This is a genomic window from Deinococcus apachensis DSM 19763 (assembly GCF_000381345.1).
GTDB classification, from domain to species: domain Bacteria; phylum Deinococcota; class Deinococci; order Deinococcales; family Deinococcaceae; genus Deinococcus; species Deinococcus apachensis.
In genome coordinates this window covers 158245-171060 of the sequence record NZ_KB906398.1, presented here as the reverse complement: position 1 = coordinate 171060, position 12816 = coordinate 158245, and the positions used below count along the sequence as shown (strand labels likewise).

The 12816-nt window shown below is 65.7% G+C and carries 9 protein-coding genes and 1 pseudogene; 6 read left to right on the top strand and 4 right to left on the bottom strand.

Going from position 1 to position 12816, the window contains the following annotated elements:
* Positions 1-26 precede the first annotated feature (26 nt).
* From secA to F784_RS0100940, 4 genes are all read left to right on the top strand, one after another.
* Positions 27-2636, top strand: coding sequence for a preprotein translocase subunit SecA (gene secA, locus F784_RS0100955; protein WP_019584810.1), 2610 nt, complete (start codon positions 27-29; stop codon positions 2634-2636).
* Between the two features lie 318 nt (positions 2637-2954).
* On the top strand, positions 2955-4214 hold the full coding sequence (locus F784_RS0100950; RefSeq protein WP_019584809.1) for an ABC transporter ATP-binding protein: 1260 nt from the start codon (positions 2955-2957) through the stop codon (positions 4212-4214).
* 189 nt (positions 4215-4403) lie between these two features.
* A complete protein-coding gene (locus F784_RS0100945; protein ID WP_019584808.1) occupies positions 4404-5159 on the top strand; it encodes an ABC transporter substrate-binding protein in 756 nt (251 codons plus the stop codon).
* 332 nt (positions 5160-5491) lie between these two features.
* On the top strand, positions 5492-6235 hold the full coding sequence (locus tag F784_RS0100940; protein ID WP_019584807.1) for an amino acid ABC transporter permease: 744 nt from the start codon (positions 5492-5494) through the stop codon (positions 6233-6235).
* A 70-nt stretch (positions 6236-6305) separates the two neighbouring features.
* Here F784_RS0100940 and F784_RS0100935 read toward each other — a convergent pair whose 3' ends face one another.
* The gene (locus F784_RS0100935; RefSeq protein ID WP_026332165.1) at positions 6306-8477 is read right to left on the bottom strand and encodes a TRAP transporter permease; all 2172 of its coding nucleotides are present in this window, start codon (positions 8475-8477) and stop codon (positions 6306-6308) included.
* 78 nt (positions 8478-8555) lie between these two features.
* A complete protein-coding gene (locus tag F784_RS0100930) occupies positions 8556-9512 on the bottom strand; it encodes a TAXI family TRAP transporter solute-binding subunit (protein ID WP_019584805.1) in 957 nt (318 codons plus the stop codon).
* Positions 9513-9786: 274 nt separating this feature from the next.
* On the opposite strand from F784_RS0100930, the pseudogene F784_RS27740 reads away from it, so the two are divergent.
* Positions 9787-10245: pseudogene (locus F784_RS27740) on the top strand (HIT family protein).
* Positions 10242-11027 (top strand): amino acid ABC transporter ATP-binding protein, encoded by a 786-nt coding sequence (locus F784_RS0100925; RefSeq protein WP_019584804.1) that lies wholly within the window; start codon positions 10242-10244, stop codon positions 11025-11027. The pseudogene F784_RS27740 and the gene F784_RS0100925 overlap by 4 nt, the downstream one beginning before the upstream one ends.
* 71 nt (positions 11028-11098) lie before the next feature.
* Here F784_RS0100925 and F784_RS0100920 read toward each other — a convergent pair whose 3' ends face one another.
* Both F784_RS0100920 and F784_RS27735 read right to left on the bottom strand, forming a co-directional pair.
* Positions 11099-12337 carry an MFS transporter gene (locus F784_RS0100920; protein WP_019584803.1) on the bottom strand — a complete coding sequence of 413 codons (1239 nt, stop codon included), beginning with the start codon at positions 12335-12337 and terminating at the stop codon, positions 11099-11101.
* 202 nt (positions 12338-12539) lie between these two features.
* Positions 12540-12812 (bottom strand): DUF4279 domain-containing protein, encoded by a 273-nt coding sequence (locus F784_RS27735; protein WP_157464930.1) that lies wholly within the window; start codon positions 12810-12812, stop codon positions 12540-12542.
* Positions 12813-12816 lie beyond the last annotated feature (4 nt).

Genomic DNA, 12816 nt, shown 5'->3' with positions numbered 1-12816 from the left:
GGTCTGTCGCGCTATACTCCAGTGTCATGTTCCGTGTCCTGAACAAAGTGTTCGATAACAACCAGCGCGACGTGGCGCGCATCGTGAAAACGGTGGTGCAGCCCGTCAACGCGCTGGAAGAAGAGACGATGAAGATCGAGAATCTCGCCGAGGCCTTTATGGCCCTGCGGAAGCGGGTGCAAGAGGGCGGCGAGTCCCTGGACGACGTGCTTGTCCCGGCCTTCGCCCTGATCCGCGAGGCGGGGCGCCGCTCTATCGGCAAGCGGCACTACGACGTGCAGCTTATCGGCGGCGTGGCGCTCCACCAGGGCCGCATCGCCGAGATGCGAACCGGCGAGGGCAAGACGCTTGTGGCGACGCTCGCCCTCGCCTTGAACGCGCTGGAGGGCAAGGGCTGTCACCTCGTCACCGTGAACGACTACCTGGCCCGCGTCGGTGCGGAGGAGATGGGCCTGCTGTACCGCACCCTGGGCCTCACGGTGGGGCTGGCGAGCCGGGACCTCCAGCCGCACCAGCGCCAGGCCGCCTACGCCTGCGACATCACCTACGTCACCAACTCGGAACTCGGCTTCGACTACCTGCGCGACAACATGGCGCAGAGCCGCGAACAGCTCGTGCTGCGGGCGGACACTCCCCTGAACTTCGCCATCGTGGACGAGGTGGATTCCATCCTGATCGACGAGGCGCGCACACCGCTGATCATCTCGGGCGCCGCCGAGAAGGCGACCGACCTCTACTACGTGTATGCCAAGCTGATTCGCCGCCTGCAACGGGGTGAGCCCGCCGAGCCCGGCAAGCGCACCGAGCCGACCGGCGACTACACCATTGACGAGAAGGGCAAGCAGGTCCACCTCACCGAGCAGGGGATCTCCAAGATCGAGCGGCTGCTCTCGCTGAGTGACCTCTACAGCCCCGAGAACATGGACAAGGCGCACATGATCACCCAGGCGATCCGCGCCCGCGAGCTGTACCACCGCGAGAAGGACTACATCGTGAACGCCGAGGGTGAGGTCATCATCATCGACGAGTTCACGGGCCGCTCGATGCCGGGCCGCCGGTACGGCGAGGGGCTGCACCAGGCCATCGAGGCCAAGGAGGGCGTCAAGATCGAGAACGAGAACCAGACGCTCGCCACGATCACCTACCAGAACTTCTTCCGCCTGTACACCAAGTTCGCGGGCATGACCGGCACCGCCAAGACCGAGGAAAAGGAATTCCTCGACATCTACGGCTCGGACGTGCTGGTGATCCCGACGAACAAGCCCGTGATCCGCCAGGATGCCGACGACCTCGTGTACCGCAGCCGTCTGGGCAAGTACAACGCGGTCGTGCAGGAAGTCAAGGAGATGCAGGCGACGGGCCGCCCCATTCTCATCGGCACGGCGAGCATCGACACCAGCGAGCAACTGAGCGCCCTGCTCCAGCAGGCAGGCATCCGCCACTCAGTCCTGAACGCCAAGTACGAGGCTCAGGAGGCGAGCATCATTGCCCAGGCGGGCCGGTCGGGCACCGTTACCATCGCCACCAACATGGCGGGGCGCGGCACCGACATCATGCTGGGTGGCAACGCGGAGTTCATCCTGGGCGAGTCCATCGAGCAGAACTTCGGCATCAGCCGCTTTGCCCCCGAGGCCGAGGCCTTCATCAAGGCGATCAGCCGCGAGGACCCGGAGGCTCAGCAGCTTGGGATGCAGATTCCTGGCATGACCGCCGACTTCATCCAGCAGGCGCAGCAGCTCCAGAAGGACATCGTCGCCGACCGCGCCCGGGTGCAGGAACTCGGCGGGCTGCACATCATCGGCACCGAGCGCCACGAGTCGCGCCGCATCGACAACCAGCTTCGCGGGCGCGCGGGTCGTCAGGGCGACCCCGGAAGCAGCCGCTTCTACGTCTCGTTCGAGGACGACCTGATGCGACTGTTCGCCAACGAGCGCGTGGTGGCGATGATGGACCGCCTGGGCATGGACGACTCGCAGCCCATCGAGGCGAAGATGGTCACTGGGGCCATCGAGCGCGCCCAGGCCCGCGTCGAGGACCGCAACTTCGGCATCCGCAAGCAGCTCCTGGAATTCGACAACGTGATGAGCAAGCAGCGCGACACCATCTACGCCCAGCGCCGCGAGGTGCTGCTCGGTGCCGACGAGGACGTCGAGGAATCGACCGAGGGCATGATCGCCGACTTCACCGAGATGCAGCTCGCCTACTATGCGCCCATCGACCAGGCTCCCGAGAGCTGGGACCTGGAGACGCTGCGGACGAACATGCTCGACGCCGTGCCCCAGCTCGAAACCTATGACTTCGAGGCCCTGCGGTCGATGACGCCGGACGCCGCCCACGCCCACCTGATGGAGGCGGTGGCCGATACCTTCGACGCGCGCAAGGATGAGCTCAGCCCCACCATGCTCAACAGCCTCAGCCGCTACGTGCTGCTTCAGGTCGTGGATCAGCACTGGAAGGAGCACCTGCACGGCATGGACGTGCTGCGGCAGGGCATCGGCCTGCGCGGCTACGGCCAGCGCGACCCCTTCACCGAGTACAAGTTCGAGGCGACGAACATGTTCAACGACATGATCGACAACCTCAAGGGCGAGGTGACCAAGTTCATCTTCCGCATGCAGTTCGGCCAGGCGAGCTGAGAGAAGCGGGGAGGGGAGGGGGCGTGGGCTACGGCTCGCGCCCCCTTCGCGCTTGAGGCAAGGGACGATCCCACGCGTCCGCCCGGAAGCACCAGGGCCACCGAAACGCGAGCGTCCTCACCTTGTTCAGCGGTTCAGCGTGGTCCCCGCCTTCCTGCTCAACCTGTCCAGCGCATTCTGCGGGCCGAGCTTCCAGACGTGGTAAACTTCACCCGTCAGCCCAGCGTCAGCGTAAACCCCGGGATTCTCGTTCTCGTACCCCGGTTGTCCGACTCCCCCCTTTCCCGGACAAGAGCAGGGGCGAAAGGTAGGCTACTCATGGCGGAAGTCATTCTGGAGAACATCAACAAGCGCTACGGCACGAAGCACCACGCGGTGAAGGACTTCAACCTCCACATCGCGGACCGTGAGCTGATGGTGTTCGTCGGACCCTCGGGCTGCGGCAAGAGCACCACGCTGCGGATGATTGCGGGGCTGGAGGACATCTCGGACGGCGTGTTGCGAATCGGCGACCGCGTCGTGAACGACGTACCGCCCAAGGACCGCGACATCGCGATGGTGTTTCAGAATTACGCGCTGTACCCGCACATGAACGTCTACGAGAACATGGCCTTCGGCCTGAAGCTCCGCAAGACCCCCAAGGAGGAGATCGACAAGCGCGTGCGTGACGCGGCGCGCATCCTCCAGATCGAGCACCTGCTGGGCCGCAAGCCCAAGGAGCTCTCCGGCGGTCAGCGCCAGCGCGTGGCGATGGGCCGCGCCATCGTGCGCGAGCCGAAGGTCTTCCTGATGGACGAGCCGCTCTCCAACCTGGACGCCAAACTGCGCGTGGAGATGCGCTCGCAGATTTCTCAACTTCACCGCCGCCTGGGCGCCACGATCATCTACGTGACCCACGATCAGGTCGAGGCGATGACGCTGGGCAACCGCATCGTGGTGATGCGCGACGGCCTGATCATGCAGGTCGACACGCCCATGAACCTCTACGACTTCCCGCAGAACAAGTTCGTGGCGGGCTTTATCGGCAGCCCCTCCATGAACTTCCTGTCGGCCCGGGTCCAGAACGGCGAGTTCGTGGTCGGGGACAGCCGCATCTCGGCGATGGGCCGCCTGGCGCAGAGCCTGAGGGCCTACGAGGGCAAGGACGTGTACATGGGGATTCGCCCCGAACACATGGGCGTTTCCGGCCAGACCGACATCCCGCGCGGCAGCAACGTTCTGCGCGGTAAGGTCGTGGTCGTCGAGCCGCTGGGCGCGCAGACCGACCTGATCATCGACGTGAACGGGCAGCAGCTCGTGGCGAAGGTGGAGGGGCAGGCCGTGGTGGACCCGGGCGACGACATCGAGCTGCTGCTTGACCAGACGCGCCTGCACGCCTTCGACCACGCCAGCGAGGAGGCCATCGACCGCGGCACTCCGACCGGCACGCGCGGCCAGGCTGACACCCTGGGCCTGGGCTACGAGTACCCGGGCATGGGAGCTGGGACTGCTGCCGCGGCCAGCGCCCCCCGGGCCGCCGCCACCTCCGGGGTGAACACCGCTCCCAACTCGACCACGGTCATCTCCGGCGACGACTGAGCCCCGTCTCTGCACGCGCTGCCTCTCCCCGAGGCGGCGCGTTTTCTTGTGCCAGTTGTCCTGTTCCTCATCCCGGTCTCCTTTACCTGTCCTTTACGCGACGCTAGAGTGGCCCATCACCCCATCCCGCTGCCATCCGCCAGAAGTCCACAAGTCGGAGGGCCGGAAGCCATCACCGGAGGAACACGCATGAAGAAAGTCCTGCTGACCCTGAGTACCCTCGCCCTGCTTGCCAGCACCGCTGAGGCCCGCACCTGGGCTGACATCAAGCAGAGCGGCACCATCAAGATCGCCACCGAGGGGGCCTTTCCCCCCTTCAACTTGATGAAGGGTAATCAGCTCACCGGGTTCGAGGTGGACCTCGCCAACGCGCTCGCCAAGGGGATGGGCCTGAAGGTGCAGTGGGTGACCCAACCCTTCGACAACCTCCTGATCGGCCTGAACCAGGACCGCTACGACTTCGTGATCGCCAGCCATGGGATCACGCCCGAGCGGCAGAAGGCGGTCGATTTCTCCAGCCCGCACTACTGCACGGGCGGCGCCATCGTGACCCGGCCGGGCGGCCCCCTGACGGCCGCGGCCCTGAAGGGCAAAAAGGTCGGCGTGCAGGTGGGCACGACCTACCTGGAGAACGTGAACAAGGTGCCCGGCGTGGGCGAGGTCAAGACCTACCCTAAGGACACCGACGCGCAGGCCGCCCTCATGGCGGGCCGGGTGGACGCCTGGGTGGGCGACAAGTTCACCGGCCTCGACGTGGTGAAGGCGCAGAAGGGCAAGCTGGTGCAGGGCGACCTGCTGTTCAACGAGCGCATCGCCATGGCCGTCAAGAAGGGCAACAGCAGCCTGCTGGGCCAGCTCAATGCCGCGCTCGCCACGGCGATGAAGAATGGCACCTACGCCAAGATCAGCAAGCAGTACTTCGGCCAGGACGTCCGCTGCCGCTGAACACGGCTGGACGCGCGGCGGGGAAGGCGAGCGGGAGAGCCTTCCCCGCCGTTTTGGGGGCTGCTTGGGGCCGTGGGCATCAAGACACTGTCATGCCCGAGGCCTCCCGCGCGCCTCGCGGGAGGCCCCGCACTGCCCACAGAGCGACAAGATTTCTTGCGTCAAAGGCTCTGAGCCCGTTTGGCCTGCCTGAGCACCGACTACCCAGAAAGTATCTGTGACATGATCGGCAAAATGAAAAACGAGAGGGATTCACAGTTGACGGCCCTGCCTCGGGAGGCGGCGTGACCGCTCCGAGAGCCGCGCCGCGTCAGCCGCTGGGCGGTCTCCCGATGCTGGGGTGGCTGGTCGGGGCAGCGGCCGCTTTCTACCTGCTGTTCCTGCTGATCACGCTCATCCTGCGGCAGATCCCCGAGCCCATCGGCCCCCGCGCCGACCTGTTCGTGCAGGGCGCGCGGATGACCCTGCAACTGACGCTGGTGAGCGGGCTGATCGGGCTGGCCGTCGGGATAGTCGCGGGCATCATGCGGACGAGTCCCCTGTGGCTCGTGCGGGCGCCCGCTGGCCTATATATCTGGCTGGTCCGCGGCACGCCCCTGCTGGTGCAGATTTTTTTTGTGTACAACGCCCTGCCGCCCCTCCTGCAGGCCCTCGGCCTGCGGGTGGAGCTCAACGAATTCTGGTCGGCGGTGATCGCTCTGGCCCTAAACGTCGGAGCCTACAACGCCGAGGTGGTTCGCGCGGGTATCCTCGCCATTCCGCGCGGGCAGACCGAGGCGGCGCGCAGCCTGGGCCTGAGCGGTGGGCAGACCATGCAGACGGTGGTGCTGCCCCAGGCGCTCCGCATCGTGGTGCCGCCCCTGGTCAACAACATCGTCGCGCTCCTCAAGGATTCCTCCCTCGCCAGCGCCATCTCGCTGCTGGAACTCACGCTGGCCGGAACGCGGGTCACCGCCGAGACCTTCCAGCCCGTGCCGGTGCTGACCACCATCGCCGCCGTCTACCTCTCCCTGACCACCGTGATGACCTTTTTCACCGATCAGCTTGAGCGGCGGGTGAAGATCGCCACGAGGTAGGCCGTCAGCAAGAAGAGACCCCCGGCCAAGTAGACCGGGGGTTTTGCTGATGACTGACTGCTGATCGCTCCTACACCGCGGGCACGGCGGGCGGCCCACTCCGGCTCCCCGCCTTCTGCCAGAAGTACACCACGGCGATCAGAACCAGCGCGGCGAGGTTCCAGAGGATGTGGGTTGGGATGATCAGGATGAACGACGCGACGAGCAGCAGCAGCGTTTGCAGGAGGTTGGTCCGGCGGTGCAGGAAGCGCAGGGTGGCGGCGCTGAAGGCGACCAGGCCGATAAAGGCGAAGAGGATCATCGGGACGGCCTCCGACCAGGGCAGTCCACCCAACCTGTTATTCGCAATGAGCAGCAGCGACGGGTTGAAGAACATCATGTAGGCGAGCAGGGCCGTCCGCAGCTCGTACTGGAAGGCCTGCACGCCGGTCGCCACCGGGTTGCCCCCCGAGATCGCCGCGGCGGCGAAGGCGGCCAGCGCGACGGGGGGCGTGGAGTCGGCCATGATCCCGAAGTAGAAGACGAACATGTGGGCGGGAAGCATCTGCGCCGGATTGCCCGTGTCCAGCCCCGCGATCTTGGCGATGATGGGCACGATCAACGCGCTCATCAAGATGTAGTTCGCGGTGGTAGGCAGGCCCATCCCCAGGATCAGGGCGATGAGCTGGGCCATAAACAGCACGATCAGGATTCCGCCGAAGGTGGCGATCGAGGCCGCGTTTACACCGGGCAGCAGCCCCGCCAGCCCCGTCAGCAGGTCGCGGAACCCGTTGCTCACGAGCTGCACGATATCCGCCAGCCCGAAGCCCAGCCCCGTGATGGTCACGATGCCGACTATGATCCCGGCGGCGGCGGTGGCTATGGCGATGCCGATCATGCTCCGGGCCCCCGCCTCGAAGGCCTCCACCAGCATCCGCCCGCCGTCGAGCAGCCCGCGTCCGGCGCCGCGCCTGTCCCGGCCCGCCCGCCAAACCTCCTGCACGAACATCATCCCAATCATCAGGAGAATGGTGTTCAGCGCGATGCGCTCGGGGGTGGCGTCCGGGTTGATCGTCAACGTGCCGATCAGATATCCCAGCGGGATGAGGTAGTACCAGCCCGAGAGCAGCGTCTGCCGTACGCGCGGGAGTTCACTGCGGGGCAGGCCGCGCAGCCCGAGTTTCAGCGCCTCGATGTGCGTGACGACCAGGAGCGCCGAGTAGCACAGGAAGGCGGGAATGGCCGCCGCGAGGATCAGGGTGCGGTACTCGATATTCAGGTTCTGCGCCATGATGAAGGCCGCCGCGCCCATCACCGGGGGCATTAGTTGCCCGTTGGAACTGCTTGCCACCTCAATGGCCCCGGCCTTCTCCGCCGAGTACCCCACCCGCTTCATCGTGCCGATGGTGATGTTCCCGCCCGTCACCACGTTGGACACCGCCGAGCCGCTGATGATGCCGTTCAGGGCACTGGAGAGGACGCTCGCCTTGGCGGGGCCGCCCCGGAACGCGCCCAGCAGGCCCTGCGCCACATTCATGAACCACTCGCCCGCGCCCAGCTTGTCGAAGATCGCCCCGAACAGCACGAACAGGAAGACGATCTGCGCCGAAACCCCGATGGCCGTGCCGAAAATCCCCTCGGTGTTGGCGAAGAGCTGCCCCACCACCTGCGGCCAGGTCTGCCCGGCGTGAAGCTGGAGTTGCGGCCCCAGGTCCCCCCGGATCAGGCCGCGCGGCCCGGTGAGGGCGTAGAGCATGAACACCAGCGCCACGATGGGCATCGCTATCCCAATGGTGCGCCAGGCCGCCAGCAGCAGCAGGATGACCATCGCGCTGCCGACCCACACGTCCGTCGAGTTGAGCACGCCGCCCTGAACATTGGCGATGGTGGGATACTGGGTGATCAGGTAGACCGCCGTGCCCACCGCCACTGTCCCCAGAATCCAGTCGAGCCAGGGTACGCGTGTCTCCGGTCGGCCCGGCTTCTTGCGAAAGGGAAAGACCAGGTAGGCGAGCGCGAAGGCGAAGGCCAGGTGCGTGGCGCGCAGCAGCAGCGTGTCGATGGTGCCCACCTGCGCGGCGTACATCTGAAACAGGCACCAGGCAATGGCGATGGCGGTCACCAGCCAGCGCGGGAAGCCGGACAGCTTGCGGCCCCCGGTTTCAGCCGCCTCCACCATCTCCAGGGCTCGCCGCTCGCCCTCGGTCATGCCGGTATGGTCGAACGCAGAATCGCTGGACACCGGTCTCGTCGGGTCACTCATGGTTTGCTCATTCCTCCTTGAACAGAAGGGGCCAGCCGCAGGGTGTAGGCGGCTGGCCCCGGCGAGCCTCAGCGGCAGTTACTTGACGTTCAGGCCCTTCTCCCGGAAGAACTTCACGGCGCCGGGGTGGAGGGGGGCGGGCAGACCCTTGACGGCCTTGGCATAGCTGAAGTTGCTCGCCAGGCTGGGGTGGATCGCCTTCAGCTCCGTCTCGTTGCCGAACGCGGCCTTCATCGCCTTATAGACGGCGTCCTCGGACACGCCGGTAGTCGTCACCAGGGTCGCCTGCACGGCGACGCTGGGCACGGTGGCGCCCACGCCCTTGTAGCTCCCGGCAGGGATGTTGTAGCGCACGTAGAAGGGGTACTTCTTGATCAGGCTGGAGGCCTGGTTGCCGCTCACGGGTACCATCTTCACGTCCACCGTCTGCGCGATCTGCGAGATGGCACTGGCGCCCACGCCGACCGTGTAGAAGAGGGCGTCGGCGCGCTTGTCCTGCATCAGCGAGATGCCCTGGGCGGGCGAGACGCGCAGCGCCTGCCCCAGGTCGTCGAGGCCCAGGCCGTACGCCTCCAGCACCTGCCGCGCCGTCTGCTCGGTGCCCGAGCCCAGGTCCCCGATCACCACGCGCTTGCCCTTCAGGTCGGCGATGGAGTTGATCCCCGCGTCCCGGCGCGCGACCACGTGCAGCACCTCGGGGTACAGTACGGCCATCGTCCGCAGCTTGCCATTCGCCTTGCCCTGGAACGCCTGGAGACCGGTGCCTTTGTAGGCGTAGTACACGATGTCGTTCTGCGCGATGGCAGCGTCAAGTTCCCCGGTGGCGAGGGCGTTCACGTTGAAGACGCTGCCCCCCGTCGAGCGGGCGTTGGCGCGCACCCCGGCCCCCGCGTCGTTGATCATCTTCGCCATGCCGGTGGCGACGGGGAAGTACACACCCGTGGTCGAGCCCGACCCGATGGTCAGGAAGGTCGTGCCCTGGGCCAGGGCGATGGCGGCGGTGCCGAGCAGCAGAACGGTGGTGATTCGTTTCATGGAGGCTCCTTGTGGCGCTGAGGGAACGGTGTGTAAGGTCCGGGGAGTTTACCACAGGCTCCCATCGAGGCTGATTTCGAAAGTCGCCCCTCCTGTGGACGGGCAGGAGCTGTTTTGGAGTGCCTGCCTCGGCAGGCTTAAACAGCTCACCCCGGCGCTCTAACGGTCGGGTGGTCACCCTGGACATATTGCATCACGCCCCCGCCGATTACTTCCGACCCTTCTGGAGGTCATCTGGGGCGGTCGGCGGGCACGGAGTCAACCCGAGGATGTTGTGCTTCGGACGGGGAAAGTCACTGCTCTCGTCTCCGCAGACTGGTGGCCGAACAACCCGGGGCACGTCCTTGCCATTCCTAACGCGCACTTCGAGAACATCTACGATCTTCCCGCGGAATGTGCGGCAGAGATTCACTAGATCGCCCGGCGGGTCGCGCTCGCCCTCAAAGCCGCGTACGGTTGTGATGGCACCTCCACACGGCAGCATAACGAGCCGGGCGGCGGGCAGGACGTGTGGCACTATCACCTGCACGTTTTTCCGCGCTATGACAGGGATGACCTGTACACCCTCATCAACCAACGCCGAACAACCGCACCGGAGGAACGGGTGCCCTATGCCCAGACAGACGTTGAGGGCCGCCTTACAGGCTCAGCTCGGGCAGGAGAAGGGCGTGAGGTAAGCCGCAGCTACCACTCAGGTTCCCCTCTTCCCGCACCCTGTACACTCCCCCCATGACCCAGAGCAGCACCGGCACCGTCTCCCGGAGTACCCGTGCCGGGACGGCGGACCCCATCATCGTCGCCCGTGACGTGCAGAAGCATTTCGGAACCTTCCAGGCGCTGCGCGGCGTGAGCCTGACCGTCCATCCCGGCGAGGTCGTCGTCATCATCGGGCCTTCCGGCAGCGGCAAGAGCACCTTTATTCGCACCATCAACGCCCTCGACCCGCACGACGGGGGCAGCATCGAGGTGGACGGCATTCCGCTCGACGGCGCCCGCCACCTCGACGCGATTCGCCGCGAGGTCGGGATGGTGTTCCAATCCTTCAACCTCTTCCCGCATCTCACCGTGCTGGAGAACATCACCCTCGCCCCGACCCGCGTCCGCAAGACGAGCAAGGCCGAGGCGGAGAAGCGGGGGCTGGAACTGTTGCGCCGGGTGGGCATCGAGGAACAGGCGCACAAGTACCCCGCGCAACTTTCCGGCGGCCAGCAGCAGCGCGTCGCCATCGCCCGCGCCCTGGCGATGGACCCCAAGGTGATGCTCTTCGACGAGCCCACCTCCGCCCTCGACCCCGAGATGATCAAGGAAGTGCTCGACGTGATGAAGGACCTCGCGCGGGGCGGCATGACCATGCTGGTCGTCACGCATGAGATGGGCTTCGCCCGTGAGGTCGCCGACCGTCTCCTCTTCTTCGACGCGGGCACCGTCGTGGAGGACACCACGCCCGAGGCCTTCTACACCAACCCGCAGCACGAGCGGGCGAAGGCGTTCCTGAGCAAGATTCTGGGGCATTGAGGGGAAAGCCGTCAGCGATCAGCTTTCAGCCTGCCCTGTCTGACGGCTGATCGCTGATGGCTGACCTCTTTTCAGGCGTCCCGCCGCAGCTTCCCGCACTGCCACCAAGCGGCGGCGAACAGGGCGATGCTGAGCCCGAAGAGCAGACGGTATCCGGCGGCGTCGGCGAGTAGGCCACCCAGGACCGGGGCGAAGAGCGCCGCGCCGACGAGCGTGTTCAGCGTCCCGATGTAGCGGCTGCGGGCATCCGGCGGGGCGAGGTTGAGCAGGTGGTTGGTGTGCCCCAGGTTGAAGCCCTGTGCCGCCACGCTGGAGAGGATGAAGACCAGCAGGTAGGCTGCCGCTGGCAGCCCCAGCGCCCCCACCGCGAGGGCCGCCAGGGGGGCCAGCCCCGCGAAAAAAGTGGCGTAGCGGATGATGCGCCGCGAGCCCTTGCGCTCGGCCACCCGCTGCCACACGATATTTGAGAGGGGCGCGGCCCCGGTCAGCGCCATCACGAACACGCCCAGGGTCGCCGCCGGGTAATGCAGGTCGCGCAGGGCGTACACGGCATAGAAGGGCTCACTCATGCTCGCGGCGGCGAGCAGCAGCCGCACGGTCAGGAAGGCGCGGAAGTGGCGGTCGGCCAGCGTGGTCGGCACCGACCGCAACTCCTCCCGGAAGTTGCCGGGGGGCAGGGGGGTGTCCGCTGGCTCCTTCACCTGTCCGAAAATGCCGTACCCCACGGTATACGCGACCGTGCCCAGCAGAAAGATCAGCGCGTAGTTGAGGGGAAAAGCGAGGTCGGAGGCCAATACGCCGCGCACCACCAGCCCCGCCCCGAAGGCGAGCAGGCCGCCGTACAGGTTGCGGATGCCGAAAAAGCGGGCGCGGCGCCCTGGCGGCACGATCTTGCTCACGACCTCTAGGAAGGGGAGGCCCGCCACGCCCGAGGCGATAGCGTTCGTCAGCATCGCCAGGACGAACAGAGTCAGGCACAGCGCCGGGTGGTCCGCCAGCGTCGCCGCGACGAGGACCATCGCCAGGTAGCTCAGCATCCGCACGAGTGCTGCTGAGCGGTAGACCGGCAGTTTGTACGCCAGAGGCCGCACCCGCGCCGCCACCAGCAGTTGCGGCAGCATCCACCCGCCCCCCGCTATGGCCGGAAGCAGGCCGATCACCGCATTCGGTGCCCCCAGCCGCGCCGCGAAGCCCGCGACGACCACCGACACGCTCAGGAAGCCGTCGCCCAGGAACACCAGCCACCCGTTGAGGATGCCCAGGCGTTCATCGCGGTTCCAGGCCGGGCGGGAGGAGTGGGTAACTGTCACCCGGGCATTATCGGCAAGGGGGACGGCGGCCGTTCAGGATGAGGAGACGACAGGTCTAGACGCTCACCTGGACGAAGTACAGGGAAATATTGAAGGAGATATTCAGCTCCTTGAGATGGACTATTGTTACTTCAGAGAGATAGATGCCTGGTGAAGGACCCTCTGCATCCAGTCACAGGACGCAGGCCAGAACTCCACCCACCTATACAATCCCTCGCAGCCTGTTCAACTTTTTGGAGACAACAACCAGATCGTCGAGAAAATCATCTATACACTTATTTGTCCTAGAGTGATCTTGATAGGTCCTGCTTAATTCCCAAATGTCTTCTGCAACCTTATGTATCCCTTGACGACCCTCTCGTCTTACCGCAGTCCGTGTCGGTGCGAATTGGAGACGGTCTGTCACAAAATCGGGATCGAAAGTCCCCAGAAGAGCGAAGGACAAACGCAGCCGTTCAATTTTACCTTCGACCATAAAA

What these genes read in the sequence shown, in the direction of transcription:
- F784_RS0100950 (WP_019584809.1), top strand. Translation starts at nt 2,955, where the DNA reads ATGGCGGAAGTCATTCTGGAGAACATCAACAAGCGCTACGGCACGAAG.
- F784_RS0100925 (WP_019584804.1), top strand. Translation starts at nt 10,242, where the DNA reads ATGACCCAGAGCAGCACCGGCACCGTCTCCCGGAGTACCCGTGCCGGG.
- F784_RS0100945 (WP_019584808.1), top strand. Translation starts at nt 4,404, where the DNA reads ATGAAGAAAGTCCTGCTGACCCTGAGTACCCTCGCCCTGCTTGCCAGC.
- F784_RS27735 (WP_157464930.1), bottom strand. Translation starts at nt 12,812, where the DNA reads ATGGTCGAAGGTAAAATTGAACGGCTGCGTTTGTCCTTCGCTCTTCTG.
- F784_RS0100940 (WP_019584807.1), top strand. Translation starts at nt 5,492, where the DNA reads ATGCTGGGGTGGCTGGTCGGGGCAGCGGCCGCTTTCTACCTGCTGTTC.
- secA (WP_019584810.1), top strand. Translation starts at nt 27, where the DNA reads ATGTTCCGTGTCCTGAACAAAGTGTTCGATAACAACCAGCGCGACGTG.
- F784_RS0100930 (WP_019584805.1), bottom strand. Translation starts at nt 9,512, where the DNA reads ATGAAACGAATCACCACCGTTCTGCTGCTCGGCACCGCCGCCATCGCC.
- F784_RS0100935 (WP_026332165.1), bottom strand. Translation starts at nt 8,477, where the DNA reads ATGAGTGACCCGACGAGACCGGTGTCCAGCGATTCTGCGTTCGACCAT.